Genomic DNA, 19,095 nt, shown 5'->3' with positions numbered 1-19,095 from the left:
GGAAACTTTGTGACCCCCCGGGGCCCGGCGCGTCGGCCCGGCGATCAGCCGGACGTGGTCGTCCCGGTCAGCCAGTCGCGCTGGCGGGGCAGCGGACCCGGGGCACGCGGGAGTTCGAGGACGAAGCAGGCGCCCGGGCGGCCGTCGGGACGGTCGGTGGCGGTGACGGTCCCGCCGTGCAGGGCGGCCTGCTGTCCGACGAGGGCGAGGCCGAGGCCTGAGCCCGGGCTGTCGGGGCGGCGGTGGAATCGGTGGAAGACGTCGGCGCGGGCGGCGACGGGGATCCCGGGACCGTGGTCGGCGACGGTGAGACGGACGGAGGTCCCGTCCGGGGACGGCGCGAGCAGCACTTCAACAGGGCCGGGGCCGGCCCCGTGGACGGCGGCGTTGGCGAGCAGGTTGTCCACGGCCGAGCGCAGACCGGGCGGCCACCCCGGCACCACGCAGGGTCCGGCGGCCCCCGTCTCGACCGTGAGGTGCGGGTGGTCACGGCGCAGGTCGCGGACCGCCGCGTCGACCAGGTCGGTGAGGTCGACGGGTCCGAAGGCGTCGGCTTCCACCAGGTCGCCCTGGGCGAGGGTGCGCAGCATGACGAGCAGGCCGAGCAGCCGCTCGTGCCCGGCCCGCAGATCCGCCACGACCTCGGCCCGTTCGGCCGGCTCCGGCGCGGGATCACCGGCCAGGACGTCGAGGTCGATGCGCATGCTCATCAACGGGGTGCGCAGTTCGTGGGAGGCGGCGGCGGAGAAGGAACGCGCGGTGGCCAGCGCCTCGGTGGTCCGGGCCGCCTGCTCGTCGTAGCGGGTGAGCACGGTTTGCAGGGTCCGGGCGAGGTCGTCGATCTCGGGCACCCGGGTGGGGGTGTGGTCGAGGCGGGCCGCGCTGGTCCGGGGGTCGAGGCCGGCGGCCCGGCGTTGCAGGAGCAGCAGCGGCCGGGCGAGGCGGGTCGCGGCCAGCCAGGCCGCCGCGCCGGCCACGGGGGCGGTGAGCAGCGCCACGGTGAGCACGCGGCGCCGCACCTGGGTGATCTGCGCCTGGCCGGCGGTGTCGGCGGCGAAGAGCCACAGCGTGCCGGTCGCGGCGGGCCGCACCCCGCGGACCGGGACGGACAGCACCCGCCAACTCTGCCCGCCGGCCCGCACGGTGACCGGCCGGGCGGCCGACCCGGCGGCGGGCAGCGGTACGGAGTCGGCCGGCTGCGGACCACCGGAGACGGTGTCCCCGGGGCCGACGACACGGATGCCGACGTCGAGGGCGGCGGTGAACAGGTGGCGCTGCCGGGCTTCTTCGACGCTGGGCGGGCGGTTGTTGGCCATCGCCCGCAACAGGTCGCGCGCGGCGGGCTGCACCTCCGCGGCACGCTGCCGCAGATGCGCGTCGGCCTGCCGGTGCACATCCCCCGCGACCAGCCGCACCATGATCCACCCGGATCCGGCCACCAGCAACGGCACCAGCACCCCGACCGCCAGCCCGATCCGCCCGGAAAGCCGCACCCGCCCACCTCCTCCCGCCACCCCCATTACCTACCACGCCCTCCGACGCCGCCCCCGGCCGCCCATCAGCCGGCCGCGCCACCCGCCGCCGCGGCACGGCGCTTCGGCGGAGTGATCGGCGCGGCGGGCAGGGGCGGACCGGCTCAGTCCCGGCCGCCCGGCCCGGCGGCCGGCCGGAGCACGAAACCGACGCCCCGCACCGTGTGCAGGAGGCGGGGGCGGCCGCCGGCCTCCAGTTTGCGCCGGAGATAGCTGACGAAGGTGTCCACGGCGTCGGTGCGCACGTCGAAGTCGTATCCCCAGACCCGGTCCAGGAGTTGATCGCGGGTGAGGACCAGGCCCTCGTTGCGGGCCAGCACCTCGAGGAGTTCGAACTCGCGCCGGGTCAGGTCGAGCGCCGTGCCGTCCCGGCTTGCGGTGCGGGCGGCGGGGTCGAGGACCAGGCCGCAGGCGCGCACCTGGTCGTCGGGGCGGGGCGGACGGCGGCGCAGCAGGGCATGCAGCCGCAGCACCAGCTCTTCCAGGGCGAACGGCTTGACCAGATAGTCGTCGGCGCCGGCCTGGAGTCCGGCGACCCGGTCGGCGACCTCGTCGAGGGCGGAGAGCACCAGGACCGGCAGATCGCTGCCGTGGTCCCGCAGGGTGCGGCAGACCTGGATGCCGTCGACGCCCGGCATCGAGATGTCCAGCACGAGGATGTCGGGCGGGGTGCGGTCGAGGAGTTCCAGCGCGGCGGCGCCGCCGTCCGCCTCGGTGACGGTGAAGCCCCGCAGGCGCAGCCCCCGGCCGAGCGAGCGGCGGATGGCCGCGTCGTCGTCGACCACCAGCACCCGGCCCACGGCGTCGCCGCGCCCGCCCGTCACCGCCGCACCGCCACCTTCGCCGGTCCCGTCCCCGTCGTCACCGCCGCACCGCCACCTTCGCCGGCCCCGTCGTCATCCCCGTCGTCGTCGGTGTCATGCCCGCTTCCCCCCCGCATACCTCCGCCCCCCGGCCGTACCGCATGGTCGCATCGCGGGAACCATGACCGGACGGCGGGGGGCGGAGAGCTGTGTCACCCGGGGATACCGGACCCTGCCGGGCGGCAGGGGTCAGGCCTCAGCCGTGGTACTGGGCGAAGGTGCGGGTGAAGTCCCAGGCCTGCTGGGAGACTCCGGAGCAGGTGTCGTCGTTGGGGTAGCCGCCTGGGCAGGGCCGGTCCCGGTTGGCCGACCAGAAGGTCAGCCGGGCCAGGTGGTGGGCCTGGGCGTAGGCGAGGATGGTGCGGAAGTCGGCGACGGTGACCGTCTCGTTGTCGTCGGTGATGCCGTTCATGGACGAGATGCCGCTGTGCCGGTACGCCTGGTCGTCGGTGTAGCCGTAGGCGTTCTTGACCGCGTTCTTCAGGCCCTCGGCGGCCTGGGTGGTGAGGTTGCCCATGTTCTGGCCGGCGCCGCCGAAGTCGAAGGGCATGATCGTCCAGCTGTCCACGGTGAGCCCGGAGGCCGCCGCCTTGTTGATCAGGCCGGTGTCGGGGCCGCTCTGTCCGGTGCCGATGGTGACGTAGACGGCGATGCCGGGGTTGTTGGCCTTCACCGTCTTCAGCGCGTCGACGGTGCGCTGCTGCACGGTGCCGCTGCTGTAGGCGTCGGCCTCGATGTCGATGTCGATGGCCTTCAGGCCGTAGGCGCTGATCACCTTCTGGTAGGCGCCGGCGAGGGCGCTCGCGCTGGTGCAGGACTGCTCCAGCTTGTTGCCGCTGTATCCGCCGAAGGAGGGGACGACGTCGCCGCCGGCCGCGCGGACCTTGTTGATGGTGGTCTGGTCGACGCCGCCGGCGAGCGGACGGCTGCCGTCCCACTGCGGGTTGCAGGTCCCGTTGCTGAGCACGAAGGCGAGGGTGAACCACTTGACGCCGGTGGCGTTCATGACGGTGGTCGGGTCCGGCGGGTTGCCCCAGCCGTTGTAGAGGTAGGGGGCCACGGCCTGGACGCCGCCGCCGGCCGGCGGGCTGGTCGGCGGTGGGGTGGTGCCGCCGCCGGTGGGCAGCGTCCACTTCTGGTTGGCGGCGGCGGTGCAGTCCCAGATCTGGAGCCGGGTGCCGTTGGCGGAGCTGGGTCCGGTCGCGTCCAGGCAGCGGCCGGAGCCGGCGTTGACGAGTTCCCCGCCGGTCGCGGTCCACTGCTGGGCGGCGCTGCCGTTGCAGTCCCAGAGCTGCACCCTGGTGCCGTTGGCGGTACCCGCCGAGGTGACGTCCATGCACTTGCCGAGCGAGCGCAGGGTGCCGTCGGAGCCGACCGTCCAGCTCTGCGCGGTTGTGCCGTTGCAGTCGTAGAGCTGGACCGCGGTGCCGTTGGCGGTGCCGGCGGCCGCCACGTCGACGCACTTGCCGCCGTAGCCGGTGATGGCTCCGCTGACGTCGGCGCCGGACGCGCTCTGGGCGACGCCGAAGGCACCGAGGGCTCCCGCGGCGAGCGCCGCGGCGGCGAGGAGGCTGGTGGACTTCTTCATCGGGCGGGTCACCGTCCACTTCTGGTTGGCGCTGTCGGGGCGAGGGGGCACCTGGTCAGCACGAGGCAAGATTGCCATGCCCCTGACACACGGTCATGTTCAGTTCACGCTGGGGAGCTTCTCTCAACTCTTAGTTCAGGACGTGATTTAAATGGGGCGCGCCGAAGGGCGTCAAGACGTCCGGCAAAGGTCCGTACCTTAAAGTTCGCGGTAGCGGACCAGGGCGGCCAGCACCAGCACACCGGGCACCAGCGGCAGCCACGCCGTGAACAGCCGGTATCCCAGCACGGCCGAGGTCGCGGCGACCATCGAGGCGCCCGCGGTCACCAGCGCCAGGCCGAGCGCGGCATCGAGCGAGCCGAGACCGGCCGGCGTCGGCAACCAGCCCGCGGCGGTGCTCGCGAAGAGGTAGGCGATCACCACTCCGCTCACCGGCACGGGGGCGTGCACCGCGCGCACCACCGCGACCATGACGCTCGCGTGCATCATCGGAAAGGCGAGCGAACCTCCCCACAGCGTCAGCACCCGGCCCCGGTCGCGGTGCAGGGCCCGCAGATCCTCGGCGACCGATGACAGGAAGGCGCGCAGCCGGGTGCGCGCCAGCCGGGCACACCGCGGCAGCAGCAGGGCGGCCACCAGCAGGACCGCCGCCACGCCGGTGATCAGCAGCGGGTATCCCGGCAGCACCAGCCCGCTCGGCGCGAGCCGGTGGAAGTGCAGGGCGTCGGGGAAGGCCAGCATCAGGGTCAGCAGCAGCGCGACCCGGGAGACCGCGGCGGCCCCGGCCCGTACCGCGAGCGAGGTCACCGAACGGGCCGGGGTGAGCCCGTGCCGGATCAGGAAGCGCAGACTGACCGCGTTGCCGCCGACCCCCGCCGGGAGCACGTGGTTGGCGGCCGAGGCGGCGAACTGCGAGGCGAGCAGCCGCAGCGGCGGCAGCTTCTCGACGACCGCCCCCTGGAGCGCGGTGGCGGAGCACACCCAGGTCATGAAGGCCGCGAGGCCGGCCGTCGCCAGCCAGCCGTGGTCCGCCGAACTGAGCCGTACCGCACTGGAGTTGATCAGCGGCCACTGCCTGGCCAGAAAGAGTCCCACCAGCACCATCGGCAGCAGCACCGCGGCCGTCCGCACGGTGGTGCGCTGCCAGGCCGACCGTCCCGGGACACGCTGCCAGAGGGTGTCCTCGGTACGGGTGACGGTCACGGGGACTCCTCGTCGCGGGAGGTACGGCGGTGGGGGCGCCGTGAGCGGGACTCTGCGTGGCGGGAAGGACGGGGTTTCCAGATTAGGCGGCTCTCCGCCCCGCGACCTACCCGCGCACGGCCACACGGGTCAACACACTCAGTGAACCGGGCGCGACCAACAGGTGCTTCCCGGCCATCCGGGCCACCCGCGACACCGTCCGGTGCCGGGTCCACGGGGGTTCCCGGGTGGGCTCGGCTCTCCCGGGAACCCCCGTGGACACGGCGCCGAACCCCCGGCCGGCCTGCTCGTGGATTCGCTCGTTCGATGAGTCCGCGCGGCGCGCGGAGGGCGTCAGCGTCACCTTTTCGGACGTATCCAAGTGGTGGACGGGTGACGCCGGACATGGCGAGCCGCCGGCCCGCGACGAGCGCGCGGACCGGCGGCTGCTTCCTTCAGCGCGACTCCCGGCGGTGAGAGGTCCACCGGAAGCCGTTCTCGGGGGTCAGTGGATCAGGACGGAGCCGTCCACTGCTGGTTGGCCGCTCCGGTGCAGTCCCAGATCTGCAATCGGGTGCCGTTGGCGGAACTGGGTCCGGTCGCGTCGAGACAGCGGCCGGACTGCGGATTGACCAGGGTGTTGTTGGCCCCCTTGCTCCACTGCTGGGAGCCGGTGCCGTTGCAGTCGTACAACTGCGCCTGGGTGCCGTTGGCGGTGCCCGCCGAGGTGATGTCCAGGCACTTGCCGAGCGCCTGGAAAGTGCCGCCGGTCGCGGTCCACTGCTGGGCGGCGCTGCCGTTGCAGTCGTAGAGCTGGACCGCGGTGCCGTTGGCGCTGCTGCCGGCCGCCACGTCGGCGCACTTGCCGCCGTAGCCGGTGATGGCCCCGGTGTGGCCGGTGCCGCCGCCGGTGCCGGTGCCCTGGGTGCCGGCCCAGGTGAAGGTGGCCGAGGCGCCGCCGGGCAGGCTGTACGAGAAGTTCTCGTTGCCCCAGTTGACCCGCACGGTCTGGGCGGAGGACGACTCGTTGTAGGCGATGAGCGCCTTGGAGCCGTCCGGGTTCTTCCAGGCGACGTTGCGGACGGTCGCGTTGTCGGTGGAGGCGATCCGGGTGGCGCCCGGCTTCACGAACTTCGTCAGATGACCCATCGTGTAGTACTCGATGGTGTAGTCGACCTGCCCGCTGCGGCTGTCACCGTTGTGCACGGTGACCAGTCCGGTGCAGGTACCGCAGCCGCCGTTGTGCGGGCCCATGTTCTGATCGACCGCCAGGCTCCACTTCACCCAGCTCTGCCCGTAGTTGCGGGTGTAGTCGATCAGGTTCTCCATGTCCTCCTTCTGCTGGTTGCCGATCCAGGTGCCGCCGGAGTGCTCGGTGTCGAAGGCCGGGACGTTGGGGTACTTGTTGTGGATCGTGGTCTGCTCGCCGACGTCGCCCTCGTACCCGTGCCAGGCGATACCGCCGAAGTTCGGGTCGTTGCGGATCGCCGCGTCGTCCACGGTGGGCGCGGCGTAGCTGTCGTACGAGTCCCAGTTCCAGTCCAGGGCCAGCACCTTGGTGGACAGCCCGGCCGTGTGCAGGGCGGGCAGCAGGTTGGTCTTGGTGAAGTAGGCGAGACCGGAGCCGTTCCACTGGGCCGAGGGGTAACCACCGCAGCAGGTGGGCTCGTTCTGCACCGTCACGTAGTCGATCGGCACGCCCTGGGCCTGGTACGCCTGGAGGTACTTCACGAAGTACTGCGCGTAGGCGGCGTAGTACTGCGACTCGAGCCAGCCCTGGCTGTAGGCGTCGCTGTCCTTCATCCACGGCGGCGGGGTCCACGGGGTGGCCATCACCTTGACCGCCGGGTTGAGCTGGCGGGCCTGCTTGGTGAGCGGGAGGACGTCGGTGAGGTCGTGCGCGATGGAGAAGTGCGCGAGCGTCGGGTCGGTCTGGCCGGCCGGCATGTCGTCGAACGTGTAGTTGCCCCGGGCCAGGTCCGAGGCGCCCATCGGGTTGCGCAGGAAGTCGATCCCGATGCCGTTGACCGGGTCGAAGAGCTTCTGCATCACCGTGGCGCGGGTGGCCGCGGAGAGCGCGCCGCTGGAGTTGAGCAGATAGGCGGCGGTGTCGGTGAAGGACGCGCCGGCGCCGGTGAACTGCTGGTATTGGGTGTTCTCGTCCACCGTGACCTGCTGGCCGGCGCCGCCGGTGCCGGCCGCGAAGGCGACCGGCGTCTGCTGCTGGAGGCCCTTGCTGACGGTGCGGCCGCCCGAGTCGCTGGTGGTGGTGAGATAGACCTGCACGCTCTCGCCCGCGGCGTGCGCCGTGGCGGGCAGGACGAGCGTGGGGGTGAAGGCCGCCGCCGCGGCGGCCAGGACTCCGAGGAGGGTGCGTCGCCAGGTGAATCTGCCCGCGCGTGGGCGGGTCGCTGAGCTCATGGTCGTTTGCCCCTTCGGCAGTGGCATGGGCCTGACATGAACGACCGTGCAGTGAGGGGGTCTGCACGCTTGTTTCATCACTTGTTTCATGGCTTATATCGCGTCGTGATTTAACTAGCGGGCCAGAGGGCCGTCAAGGCATCCGGCAGGGTGAGAATTACTGAAACACCGTGGAACAAAGGCGCGTTGAGCGTTACCGGGCGGGTGACCTGCGGAGTATTGGTCCAGACCGATGACCGCGTCGGGCCCGGCCCGGGGGCGGCGGACGGCTCAGTGGGGGGCGGCTCAGCGGCGGGCGGGCGCGGGCGCGGTGCTGCCGCGCGGCACCAGCGCCGGCGCGTCCAGCAGGATGTCGTCCACCTTCTCGCCGTCGATCAGCGCGAGCAGCGCCCGCACCGCCCGCTCGCCGTACTCCGGCACCTGGCGGCTGACCGCGGTGAGCGCCGGCCGCACCAGCCGGCACAGCTCGCTGTCGTCCCAGGCCACGACGGAGAGTTCGGCCGGCACCCGGATGCCCATCTCCTGGGTGACGCCCAGCGCGGCGACCGCCATCACGTCGTTGTCGTAGACGATCGCGGTGGGCCGGGCCGGACCCGACAGCAGGCGGCGGGTGGCGCGGGCGCCGTCCTCCCCCGAGTAGTCGGTGTGCACCGAGGTGATCTCGGGCAGCGAGAGTTCGGCCGCGCACTCCTGGAATGCCTCGCCCCGCTCGCGGGTGTGCACGAACTTCGCGGGGCCCGCCACCCGGGCGATCCTGCGGTGTCCCATGGCGGCCAGATACGCCAGGGTCTCGCGGACGGCGCCGGCCTCGTCGATCCACACCGAGGGCGTCCCGGTCGCGTCGGCCGCGTGGCCCACCACCACGGCGGGCAGGCCGAGTTCGGCGAGCAGGGCGGGCCGCGGGTCGCCGTCCCGCAGATCGACCAGGAGCACCCCGTCCACCCGGCGCTCGCCCCACCAGCGCCGGTACGCGGCCTCCTCGGCCCCGGCGTCGTCGGTGACCTGGAGCAGCAGCGCGGTGCCGGTGGCGGCGAGCCCCTGCTCGACGCCGGAGACCAGCCGCATGAAGAACGGCTCGATGCCCAGCACCCAGGCCGGCCGGTCGACCACCAGACCGACGGCGCCGGCCCGCCCGTCGGAGAGCGCGCGGGCGGCGCTGCTCGGGTGCCAGCCCATCCGCGCGGCGATCTCCACGACCCGGCCGCGGGTCTGCGCGGAGACCCCCGCCTTGCCGTTGAGCGCGTACGACACCGCACCCTTGGACACCCCCGCGGCTTGGGCGATGTCGGCGATGGTGGGACGCTTGGCCGGGCTCATACGTCCTGCGCCTCCTCCGGGCTCTGCGGACCGGCGGCGACGATCCGCCCGCGGTGGTGATCGGCCTTCACCTTAACAACACTGAACGCCTCGGCGGGCAACGGTCCGAGACGGGGTCTTACCGTGGCATAAAAGCCTCAACCGGTTCAGTACCATGTTTCCGCGGGCGGCGGATAGGGCGACCACGCCGGTGCGCGGTCCTTGTCGATGAGCGCGGCCCGCACCCCCTCGTGGAAGTCCGGCTCGTGGGCGACCCGGCGGGCCAGGTCCAGCTCGCGCGCCAGGCACTCCTCGAGCGTCGACCCGGCGCCGGCCCGCAACAGGTCGAAGGTGACGGCCAGACTCATCGGCGACGCCGACTCAAGAGCCGCGAGGGCCTCGTCGGCCCACGCGCGGTCCTCGTCCCGGGCGAGCCGGGCCCGCAACTCGGCGAGGTCGGGCGCGGTGAAGCAGCGCTCGATCGCGGCACGGTGCCCGTCCGCGCCGGACGCGGGCGCGGCGACGGCGAAGCGGTCCAGCGCCTGCGCGGGCGCGGCCCCGGCCAGCAGGACGGCTTCCAGCGCCGGGAGTTCGGCGGCCGGCACGTAGTGGGTGGCGAGTCCGCAGCTGACGGCCGCCGCACCGGGGATCCGCAGGCCGGTGAGGCCGAGGTACCAGCCGACCGCGCCCGCCAGCCGCGGCAGGAAGTGGCTGGCGCCGATGTCCGGGAAGAAGCCGATGCCGGTCTCCGGCATGGCGAGTATCGCGCGCTCGGTCACCACCCGCGCCGAGCCGTGCACCGACACGCCGAGCCCGCCGCCCATCGCGTAGCCGTCGATGAGCGCGGTGTACGGCTTGGGGTAGCGGGCGATCAGCAGATTGAGCGCGTACTCGGCGGAGAAGTACGCGAGCACGGTCGCGTCGTCGCCCCGCACCCCGGCGTCCCGCATCGCCCTGATGTCGCCGCCGGCGCAGAACGCCTTGGGCGAGGTACTGCGGATCAGCACCGACCGCACGGCCCGGTCGTCCCGCCACTCCTGGAGCGCCTCGGTCATCAGCCGGACCATCGTGAGGTCAAGGGCGTTGAGGGCGGCCGGCCGGTCGAGTTCGATCACCCCGGTGCCCGCGTGGACGCGGGTGGTGACGGGCGGGGCGGTCGTGTCCATGGCGCTCCAGTCGGTCGTACGGTCGGTGGCCGGCCGGTGCCAGAGCGGCCGGCGCCCCCATCCAAACACCTGCCGGGGGCCGCCGACACGGCAATCCCCGGGCGGCGACAACGGTCGCCGCTGAGCGCGCCGCGTTGGTAGGCTCGCGGCGAGCCGTGACTGGCGCGCTGGGATGGGGTCAACCATCGGGGAGCGGCTCGGTACGCCGTCAGTGAGTGCCGTGCGCCTGGGCCGTCCCGTTTCCGAACCCGCTTCGAACCGGAGGACCCCCATGGCCCGACAGCCGTCCGCTGTTCCCGCCGCAGTCCCCTCAAGTGCCCCCGCGACTGTCCTCTCGGATGTCCGCTCCGCCGTTCCGTCCGGCGGCGCGCCCGGCGCCTCGCAGACCCCCGAGTCGATCGCCTACCGCAGCGCGCTCGACGTGATCCGGGGGGTGGAGCCGCGGATCGCCGACGCCATCGCGAGCGAGCTCACCGACCAGCGCGAGATGCTCAAGCTGGTCGCGAGCGAGAACTACGCCTCCCCCGCCGTGCTGCTCACGATGGGCAACTGGCTGAGCGACAAGTACGCCGAGGGCACCGTCGGCCGCCGCTTCTACGCGGGCTGCCGCAATGTGGACACCGTCGAGGCGGTGGCGGTCGAGCACGCCCGCAACGTCTTCGGCGCCGCCCACGCCTATGTGCAGCCGCATTCGGGCATCGACGCCAACCTGGTCGCCTTCTGGGCGGTGTTGTCCCAGCGGGTGGAGGGCCCGGCGCTGGCGAAGGCCGGGGTGCGGCAGGTGAACGACCTGACCGAGCGTGACTGGGCGGCGCTGCGGGCGGAGTTCGGCAATCAGCGGATGCTCGGCATGGCGCTGGACGCGGGCGGCCATCTCACGCACGGCTTCCGGCCCAATATCTCGGGCAAGATGTTCGAGCAGCGCGGTTACGGCACCGACCCGGAGACCGGGCTGCTCGACTACGACGCGCTGCGGGCCTCGGCCCGCGAGTTCCGGCCGCTGATCCTGGTGGCCGGCTACTCCGCCTACCCCCGGCTGGTCAACTTCCGTCTGATGCGGGAGATCGCCGACGAGGTCGGCGCCACCTTGATGGTGGACATGGCGCACTTCGCGGGTCTGGTCGCGGGCAAGGTGCTGACCGGCGACTTCGACCCGGTGCCACACGCCAACATCGTCACCACCACCACGCACAAGTCGCTGCGCGGCCCGCGCGGCGGGATGGTGCTGTGCGACGACACGCTCGCCGAACACGTCGACCGGGGCTGCCCGATGGTGCTCGGCGGTCCGCTGCCGCACGTGATGGCGGCCAAGGCGGTGGCGCTGGCGGAGGCGTCCCGGCCGGAGTTCGGCACGTACGCGCGGGCCGTGGTCGACAACGCGCGCTCACTCGCCGACGGCCTGCTGGAGCGCGGCGCCAAGCTGGTCACCGGCGGCACCGACAACCACCTGGTGCTGATCGACGTGTCCGGTTACGGGCTGACCGGCCGGCAGGCGGAGAACGCGCTGCTGGACGCCGGCATCGTGACCAACCGCAACTCGGTGCCCCAGGACCCGAACGGTGCCTGGTACACCTCGGGCATCAGGATCGGCACCCCGGCGCTGACCAGCCGCGGCCTCGGCGCGGCGGAGATGGACGAGATCGCCGGGCTCATCGACACGGTGCTGACAGGGACAAGCGCGGCGGCGGCGCCCAAGGGCGGCCTGTCCAAGGCCCACCACGTGCTGGACCCGGCGGTGGCCGACCAGGTCGCACGGCGGGCGGCCGACCTGCTGACCGGCTTTCCGCTCTACCCGGGGATCGATCTGAGCTGAGCCGAGGCTCCGCGAGCGTGGGCGGGGTGGGTCCGGCGCGGTCGGCGCCGGGCCCGGCCGCCCGCGCTCGACAGCCCTCTACTTTTCGGCCTGCCGGCCTGCCGGCCTGCCGGCCTTCCGGCCGCGGGTCAGCCGAAGGACCACAGGACGCCGTGGTCGAGGACGGTCAGGACGACCACGACCGCGAGGTCGGCGACGCCCAGCGCCAGGCCGAGCAGGGCGCGGCCCCGACGGCGGGTGCCGCGGGCCAGCGCGACCAGGGCCAGCACCACGGCGGCCGGGCCGAGCACCAGGTTGAGCACCAGCAGTCCGGGCAGGCCGAGCAGGAAGGACGCGACGGCCATGCCGTCGGCGTCGCCCGTGCCGGCCTGGTCGGTGCGCGGTGTGCCGGTGTTTCGCCGCGCGCCCGGGAGCGTGCTCCCGGCGCGGGTGGTCGCGGTGTTCACGGTGGTCCTTTCCTGGCGGTGGTCGGGTACGGAGGTCGGTCGTGTCGGAGGCGATCCGTCCGCCGGGCCGGGCCGGGGATACCGGCGCCGACCCGGGCGGCCGGGGCGGCGGTTCAGCCGCGTCGCCGGCCGAGGCGTTCGCGGACGGCGAAGGCGGCCAGCCAGAGGGCGATCACGGCGGCGGCCACGGTGAAGGCGGTGAGCGAGGTGTGGGCGGCGGCGCCCATCAGGATGCCCAGGCCCAGCAGGAGGACGACGAGGCTCATATCGGCTGCTCCTTCGCGGAGTCGGCTTTTCGGCTGACAGTTGTTCACTGACTTCTCCAGGCTAGCGTGGCCAAAGTCGGAGAACGGTTGTTTACTGAATGACATGAGTCACATCGACCGACCCGGCGCGGCCGGGATCCCGCCGAGCGGGCCGGAGCGCGCCGGGCCGTCCGCGAACGGCGAAAACCGCGGCGATCCGGCCGCCGCCGACATCCAGCCGGCCGGTGCCAGGCACCCGGGCGTCCGTCAGGCGCAGAAACAGCAGACCCGCCAGGCCCTGCTGGACGCGGGGCTCCGGCTGCTGGCACACCAGAACCTCAGCAGCCTCGGGCTTCGCGAGCTGACCCGCGAGGTCGGAGTCTCCCCCGCTGCCTTCTACCGGCACTTCCCCGACATGGCGGATCTCGGGGTCGCGCTGGTCGGGGAGGCGCTGGGCAGCCTGCACACCGCGGTCCGGGAGGTGATGGCCGACGGCTCCGCGGACCCGGCCGGGAGGATCGACCGCTCGGTGACCATCATCGGGACGTATGTGGACGAGCACCGCCCGCACATCCGCTTCATCGCGCGGGAGCGGTTCGGCGGTGTCCTGCGGGTCCGCGAGGCGATCGCGGCCGAACTGCGGGGCTTCGCCGACGAGGTGGCGGCCGGCCTGGCCGGGCAACCGCTCTCCGACGGCTGGCCCGCCGACGATCTGCGGGTGCTGGCGGAGCTGTATGTCGACCACATGGTGATGACGGCGACCGCCTTTCTCGAAGTGCCGCCCGGCGACACCGGGCGGCGGGACCGTGTGGTGAACGCCGCGGGCCTGCGGATGCGCATCATCGGTATCGGACGCGCACACTGGCTGGACGCCGAGACGTAGGGGCGGCACGGCTTTCCGTGTCGCGACATAGAGTCACCAACGGGGCTCCGCTTTCCGGCCGACGCCCTGACCTGGTCAGATCGCCGCCCCGGCGGGCATCGGCCCGGCCATGGGGGCGTGCGCACCTGTCCCGCACGCCCGCAATCTCGGCTTTCGTGGGTGCGATCGGCGAGGCCGCTACTACCCTGAGTCGCCAGCAGGGTTGGTGGCGTCGGACCCGGGAGGGCCGCATGGACCCAGAGCCCGCACGGACGGTGGAAGTCCTACGATCCGGTGGCCGGCCGGACGAACAACTGGCGCGGTTATTGGCCCGCGCGGAGAACGGCCCACACGCGGCCCGGCACCTGGCCGAGGTGAGATCGGCGCTGATGCACTACTGCGGCCTCCAGTCGTGCCGGAATGCCAAGGGGCCGCCGCGCCGACTGGAACGGCGCACCTTCCGGCACAGTTTCCTGCTGCCGGACGGTGAGGTGCGGGTGCTGTGGGAACTGGAGCACAACACCGGACCCGACGAGCGGCTGCGGCACGCGGTCTTCGCCGACCGCGAGGGTCTGGCGCTGGCGGAGTGGGAGGTCGACACGGCTTTCGGCTCCTCGGCCGGACCGGAGGAACCGCCCGCGTCCCGACCGCGACCGCACCCGCGGGGCAGGGCAGGTGCCGGTGCCGGTGGGGCAGGTGCCGCCGGCGGCCCCGCGCCGACCGGGTACGACGGCGAACCGGGCGGCATGGTCGAACTACCGGGCGCCGGGCGGGAGGGGTTCCGCCACTCCTACACCGAGGGCGATTCGCCCGACCACGCCTGGCGGCTGCTGCGCCGGGCCGCCAACGCCGGCGCCCCAGGGCCGGATGTGCTGCTGCGGCTGCGCGCCGCGATCGCCCACGACATCAGCATCGTCGCCCGGCGCAGCGCGGCCATCAAGGGCCGCACGGTGTCCTGGTCGCTCTACGAGCACGCCTTCCTGCTGCTCGACGGCAGCGAGTTGAGCCTGTGGGAGATCGACCACACCCGCACCCCGGACGGCCACCCGGTCTGCGAGGTCTACCTCTCGCGGGACGCCGCCCTGGACACCGCGGTCCGCCATATCGAGGCGGGCAGCTAGCAGGTCGGTCAACTGGTGGGTACGGCGTCCTCGTCGGTGGCGGTCGCGGCGGGGGCGCCGTCGGCGGCCGGGTGGGCGTACCGGGCGCGGCGAACCGCGGCGGCCAGGGCTTCAGCGCCGATGACCTCCTCGTGGGTGCCGGGACTGCCGCACGCGAAGGCGCCGGAGACCGAGCCGGCCCGTACGCATGCCGCCGGATCGGCGCCCGAGAAGCGGGCGTGCAGAAAGGCCGTCAGGAAGGCGTCCCCCGCGCCGTTGCTGTCCACCACCGGCCGTTCCGGTACCACCGCCGGAAAGCGCCGCGGCTCCTGCTCGCCGCGCGCGAGCACCCGGCATCCGGCGGCGCCATCGGTGGCCACCACCAGTTCGGCCCGGCCGTGGGCCAGGATCTGCCGCATCACCGCCGGAATGCGCTCTCCGACGGCCGCGGCGCTGAGGAACACCAGGTCGGCCCCGTAGGCCCAGGGGTGCGCCGACGTATCCTCGCCGTCCCAGGCGTGCAGGTCGGTGGAGACGGTACGACCGAGACGGTGGGCATCGGCGAACACCTCCTGGGCGTGCGCCGAGCGGGAGATGTGCACATGGCGGGCGCGTTCGAGATACGGGAGGTAGAAGGCGCGCGGCAGCCGCAGCCCTTCCGGGTGACGGCCGTCGTAGAAGGAGAAGCGGCGGCCCTCGCGGTCCACCAGATTGACGCTGCGCGGGGTGCCGGCCGGCGCGGGGAGATAGCTGAAGTCGAGCCCGGTGGCGGCGTACCGGTCGAGGATCAGCCGGCCCTGCGGGTCGTCACCGAGGTAGTCGATGAACTTGGTGGTCAGCCCGAGCGCCTGGAAGCCGAGGGCGACGCCGTTGCCGGTGTGGGCGACGTAGTCCCGGATCGGCGGGACCAGCACGGCGTCGCCACCGGGCACGGCGAGCCGGTCGACCGGGACGATCGTGTCGACTCCGGTGCCGCCGACCACCAGCACGTCGTAGGACGGCTCCTGACGGGGGTCGGATCCCTGCGGGGGAAGGGCGTTGGTCATCGGTGGACTCCGTTCGGTCGGGTTCTTGCCTTCGTACGGCGGGAGTTCGGCGCCGGGACGCCGCCGCGATCAGCCGTCGCCCGGCCGGGGGTCGTCGCCGTGCTGCCGGCGCCATTCGCGGTCGTGTTCCTCCTCCTCCGCGGTGCGCGGCATCAACGACAGCCGGAACAGCGGCGGTACGGGTCCGACGCGGCCGGCCCGCCGCCAGGCGATGATCACGGTCAGTCTGGTCATCCGCCGGGATACGTACAACAGCAGGAACGCGAGCGGGAGTTCGGCGAAGGCAGCGGTGAGGAGCGCGCCGGTCAGCTCACCGCTGTTCCAGTCGAGCACGATGTCGAACCAGGCGTCGCAGCACAACAGGGTCGCCGTCACCATCGCCCACGGGATGAAGATCTGGAGCCGGCGCCAGGCGCACAGCGCGGTGACGCCGAGCGCGGCGACCAGCGCGATGTCGAAGCCGACCCAGGCCGGGCGCCACTGGTCCACCACGTGGCGGGTGGGCAGGCTCGCCGAGAGGTAGCCGACCCAGGGGATGAGGAAGAGGAAGCTGCCGGTGATGACGGCCAGGAACATCCGGCGCAGGTGCCGCACATGCGGATCGCTGGGTGGGGGGACCTCGGGCTGCATGCGGCTCACTCTGCCGGATCACCGCTCTGCCGGAAGCTGTCGCTCGCCGGTTTCCCGGCGGTTTCCCGGCTGTCTCCCGTCGCCCGCGCCGTCCCGTCATCGGCGCGCCGTCCCCGCCGTCCCGTCATCGGCGCGCCGTCCCCGCCGTCCCGTCGCTCGGCGCCGTCTTCCGGCCGGGCCGCCGGTTATCGGCCGCCGGCCGTGAGCAGGCCGTGCACGGCGAGGGTGGCCGCGCCGAGGGCCACCGCCTCGTGGCCGAGGCTGCCGAGTTCGAGGCGGGTGCCCTCGGCCATGTAGGCGAGGCTGTGGCGGCGCACGGCGTCGCGGACGGCGGGGAGCACGGCGGGGCCGAGCGCGCTGCTGAGCCAGCCGGAGAGGATGACGCGGTCCGGGCTGAGCAGGTTGATGAGGTTGGCGACGCCGATGCCCAGGTACTCGGCGGTCCGGTGCAGCGTGTCGGCGGCCGGGCCGGGCCCGGCGGCGGCGTCGACCAGGGCGGCGATCTTCCGCTCGACGCCGGCGGCGGCCAACCGGGGGGCGCCCGGGGTCCGTTCGTAGTGCCCCAGGATGGCCTCGGCCCCGACGTACGCCTCCAGGCACCCGTGCGATCCGCAGCGGCAGGCGGCGCCGCCGGCCTCGATGACGGTGTGGCCCCACTCGCTGGTGGTGCTGGTCACCCCATCGGGCGAACCGGTCGCCACCGCGGCGCCGACCCCGACGGCCAGCAACCCGACGATGGCCCGTTCGGCGCCGCGCCCGGCGCCGCGCCACATCTCGGCCTGGCCCAGCGTGCGGGCGCAGTTGTCCAGATGCAGCGGCGCGGCGACGTGCGGCCGCAGCAGCCCTTCGAAGGGCACCCCCGACCAGCCCAGGGTGGGGGCGTGCACCAGGCCGTCGGGCAGCACGGTGCCGGGCACCCCGACACCGATCCCGAGCAGTGCCGCGCTGTCGGCGCCCGCCTTGGCGGTGACCTCCTCGATGCCGGCCGTCACCAGCCCGGCGAGCAGCTCCGGTTCCGGTCCGCCGTCGTCCATCGGGAAGGTCGCGGTGGCCAGGGTGTCAAGCGTCCAGTCGAAGAGGCCGACCTGGACATGGGTCTCACCGATGTCCACGCCGACCACCCGCGCGTACCCCGGGCGTACCTCCAGCAGGGTGCGCGGCCGGCCGCCGTCGGAGTCCAGCAGGCCGGCCTCGGCGACCAGGCCGTCCGCGACCAGGCCGGTGACGACGTTGCTGACGGTCGCGGAGCTGAGCCCGGTGGCCAGCATCAGGTCGAAGCGGCTGGCGGGGCCGTGCAGATAAAGCCTGGTCAGCACGGAGGTGCGGTTGTGCCGACGGAGATCCCTCGTCGTCCGGCCCACGTCGCGCCTCACCGGCTCCCCCTCCCGTATACGGCCATGGTGCCAGATCGGAGCTCACGGCACGTCACGGCACATCACCGAGGCGATACGCGCGTCGCGGGCGTCTCCGGTGCCGCAGGCGGGGGATCATCCCCGGCCCGGCCCCCGGTACAGGTCGAGTTCGCCGTCGAGTTCGACCGCGAGCACGGTGGCGTACGGGTCGTTCTCCGCGGGGGTGGGCGCGTCGATCCAGAGCACGCCGGGCACCTCGTGCAGGCCGCCGGTGACGCGGTGGCCGAGCGCCGTGCCGGTGCCGAGCACCGTGACGCGCCGGACCGCGTTGCGCAGGCCGCGTACCGAGACCGTCTCGCGCGGCGCGTCGAAGCAGGTGAGATAGAGGGTGCGGCGATCGGCGGACAGGGTGCTCGGACCGTAGTGGTGGCCGGCCGGCAGGCCCGCGACCGTGCCGTACACCGCGGGGGCGTGCCGGGCGATCCACGCGCCGAGGCATTCCAGCCGCACGGTCTGCTCCCCAGTGATCGTGCCGTCCGCGCGGGGGCCGACGGCGAGCAGCAGATTGCCGCCCGCGCCGATGGTCTCGGTGAGGTAGCGGACCAGTTGGCCGGCGGATTTGTGGCTGTGGTCGTGGCCCTGGTAGCCCCAGGACTCGTTGACGGTCAGGCAGAGCTCCCAGGGACCGTCGGGGGCCTGGAGCGGCACGCCCTGTTCCGGCGTGGCGTAGTCGCCGTGGCTCAGCATGCGGGCGTTGAGCACGGTGTCGGGGTTGACGGCGAGGATTTGGTCGGCGAGTGCGTCGATCCCCCACTGCTCCTCGGCGCGTTCCCATTCGCCGTCGAACCACAGCAGGTCGGGGCGGTAACGGGTGGTCAGCTCGTTGACCTGGGCATCGCGGTAGGCGAGGTAGCGGCGCTAGGCGGCGGGGTCCTCGGCGCCCGGGGCGGGGGCGCTGAGGGGATTGTCGTTGACGGGGACCGGAGCGGTGTCGGGGTGCGGGTGGCGGACGCTCGCGTAGTCGGGGTGGGACCAGTCGGAGTGCGAGTAGTAGAGGCCGACCTTCAGCCCCTCCGCACGCAGGGCGTCGGCGTAACCGGCGATCAGGTCGCGTCCCGCCGGGGTGTCGCGGACCACCGAGAGGCCGGGCTGCGCCGTGTCCCAGAGCGCGACGCCGTCGTGGTGGCGGGCGGTGAGCACCGCGTAGCGGGCGCCGGCCCGGGCGAACAGCTTCGCCCACCGCGCCGGGTCGTACGCGGCGGCGGTGAATCCGGCGAGCTGCTTCATGTACTGCTCCCGGGTGAGCCGGCCGTCGTAGAACGACCAGGACTCCGCGACCCCGTCCACCGCGTAGATCCCGTAGTGCAGGAAGATGCCGAGCTTGGCGTCGGGGAACCAGGGTCGCATGGGCATGGCCGCGTCCTCACGGAGACGTTTCACGGGAGCAGTTCCGTCGGCGCCGGTTTCAGCGGCGCCGACGCATCGGAACCGACTCGCCGGGGGTCGCGCCGGGGTACTCGGACCCTAATCTCCGCCCGGGCCGGTGATCAATG

General features: G+C 73.1%; 15 protein-coding genes, 1 pseudogene and 1 riboswitch. Of the genes and pseudogenes, 3 read left to right on the top strand and 13 right to left on the bottom strand.

The window, feature by feature from the left end; all coding sequences use genetic code 11:
• Positions 1–44 precede the first annotated feature (44 nt).
• The 7 genes from OG519_RS32800 to OG519_RS32770 all read right to left on the bottom strand — a co-directional run bounded on the left by OG519_RS32800 (position 45) and on the right by OG519_RS32770 (position 10,048).
• Positions 45–1,493: a sensor histidine kinase gene (locus OG519_RS32800; RefSeq protein WP_405591830.1), complete on the bottom strand. Its 1,449-nt coding sequence runs from the start codon at positions 1,491–1,493 to the stop codon at positions 45–47.
• Between the two features lie 143 nt (positions 1,494–1,636).
• Entirely contained in the window at positions 1,637–2,356 is a 720-nt protein-coding gene (locus tag OG519_RS32795) for a response regulator transcription factor (protein WP_405591827.1), read from the bottom strand.
• 235 nt (positions 2,357–2,591) lie between these two features.
• Positions 2,592–3,983 (bottom strand): ricin-type beta-trefoil lectin domain protein, encoded by a 1,392-nt coding sequence (locus OG519_RS32790; RefSeq protein ID WP_405593163.1) that lies wholly within the window; start codon positions 3,981–3,983, stop codon positions 2,592–2,594.
• A 198-nt stretch (positions 3,984–4,181) separates the two neighbouring features.
• Positions 4,182–5,186, bottom strand: a complete 1,005-nt coding sequence (locus OG519_RS32785; RefSeq protein WP_405591825.1) for a YbhN family protein — start codon at positions 5,184–5,186, stop codon at positions 4,182–4,184.
• Positions 5,187–5,678: 492 nt separating this feature from the next.
• Positions 5,679–7,586, bottom strand: coding sequence for a ricin-type beta-trefoil lectin domain protein (locus tag OG519_RS32780; protein ID WP_405591822.1), 1,908 nt, complete (start codon positions 7,584–7,586; stop codon positions 5,679–5,681).
• A gap of 285 nt (positions 7,587–7,871) precedes the next feature.
• A complete protein-coding gene (locus OG519_RS32775) occupies positions 7,872–8,903 on the bottom strand; it encodes a LacI family DNA-binding transcriptional regulator (protein ID WP_405591819.1) in 1,032 nt (343 codons plus the stop codon).
• Between the two features lie 146 nt (positions 8,904–9,049).
• Positions 9,050–10,048, bottom strand: coding sequence for an enoyl-CoA hydratase/isomerase family protein (locus OG519_RS32770; RefSeq protein WP_405591816.1), 999 nt, complete (start codon positions 10,046–10,048; stop codon positions 9,050–9,052).
• Positions 10,049–10,193: 145 nt separating this feature from the next.
• A riboswitch (ZMP/ZTP riboswitch) is annotated at positions 10,194–10,287 on the top strand.
• Positions 10,288–10,319: 32 nt separating this feature from the next.
• Here OG519_RS32770 and OG519_RS32765 point away from each other — a divergent pair.
• Complete coding sequence (locus OG519_RS32765; RefSeq protein ID WP_405591814.1) at positions 10,320–11,861, top strand: glycine hydroxymethyltransferase; 1,542 nt, start codon at positions 10,320–10,322, stop codon at positions 11,859–11,861.
• A gap of 128 nt (positions 11,862–11,989) precedes the next feature.
• On the opposite strand, the gene OG519_RS32760 is transcribed toward OG519_RS32765, so the two are convergent.
• Together OG519_RS32760 and OG519_RS32755 are read right to left on the bottom strand one after the other, a co-directional pair.
• Entirely contained in the window at positions 11,990–12,307 is a 318-nt protein-coding gene (locus tag OG519_RS32760; protein WP_405591811.1) for a DUF4190 domain-containing protein, read from the bottom strand.
• 113 nt (positions 12,308–12,420) lie between these two features.
• On the bottom strand, positions 12,421–12,573 hold the full coding sequence (locus tag OG519_RS32755) for a hypothetical protein (RefSeq protein ID WP_405591808.1): 153 nt from the start codon (positions 12,571–12,573) through the stop codon (positions 12,421–12,423).
• Between the two features lie 103 nt (positions 12,574–12,676).
• Here OG519_RS32755 and OG519_RS32750 point away from each other — a divergent pair, with 103 nt between their 5' ends.
• Both OG519_RS32750 and OG519_RS32745 read left to right on the top strand, forming a co-directional pair.
• Positions 12,677–13,435, top strand: coding sequence for a TetR family transcriptional regulator (locus OG519_RS32750; RefSeq protein ID WP_405591805.1), 759 nt, complete (start codon positions 12,677–12,679; stop codon positions 13,433–13,435).
• A 230-nt stretch (positions 13,436–13,665) separates the two neighbouring features.
• Positions 13,666–14,535 (top strand): DUF6227 family protein, encoded by an 870-nt coding sequence (locus OG519_RS32745; RefSeq protein ID WP_405591802.1) that lies wholly within the window; start codon positions 13,666–13,668, stop codon positions 14,533–14,535.
• A gap of 8 nt (positions 14,536–14,543) precedes the next feature.
• On the opposite strand, the gene OG519_RS32740 is transcribed toward OG519_RS32745, so the two are convergent.
• The 4 genes and pseudogenes from OG519_RS32740 to OG519_RS32725 form a co-directional block, all read right to left on the bottom strand.
• Positions 14,544–15,560: a carbohydrate kinase family protein gene (locus OG519_RS32740; protein ID WP_405591799.1), complete on the bottom strand. Its 1,017-nt coding sequence runs from the start codon at positions 15,558–15,560 to the stop codon at positions 14,544–14,546.
• 69 nt (positions 15,561–15,629) lie between these two features.
• Complete coding sequence (locus OG519_RS32735; protein ID WP_405591796.1) at positions 15,630–16,190, bottom strand: hypothetical protein; 561 nt, start codon at positions 16,188–16,190, stop codon at positions 15,630–15,632.
• A 185-nt stretch (positions 16,191–16,375) separates the two neighbouring features.
• Positions 16,376–17,506 carry an ROK family protein gene (locus OG519_RS32730; RefSeq protein WP_405591794.1) on the bottom strand — a complete coding sequence of 377 codons (1,131 nt, stop codon included), beginning with the start codon at positions 17,504–17,506 and terminating at the stop codon, positions 16,376–16,378.
• Between the two features lie 171 nt (positions 17,507–17,677).
• Positions 17,678–18,955, bottom strand: a pseudogene (locus OG519_RS32725) (alpha-L-fucosidase).
• Positions 18,956–19,095: the final 140 nt, after the last annotated feature.

It is taken from the genome of Streptomyces sp. NBC_01190, assembly GCF_045039895.1.
Taxonomy (GTDB): domain Bacteria; phylum Actinomycetota; class Actinomycetes; order Streptomycetales; family Streptomycetaceae; genus Actinacidiphila.
This window is presented reverse-complemented; position numbering and strand designations above follow the sequence as displayed.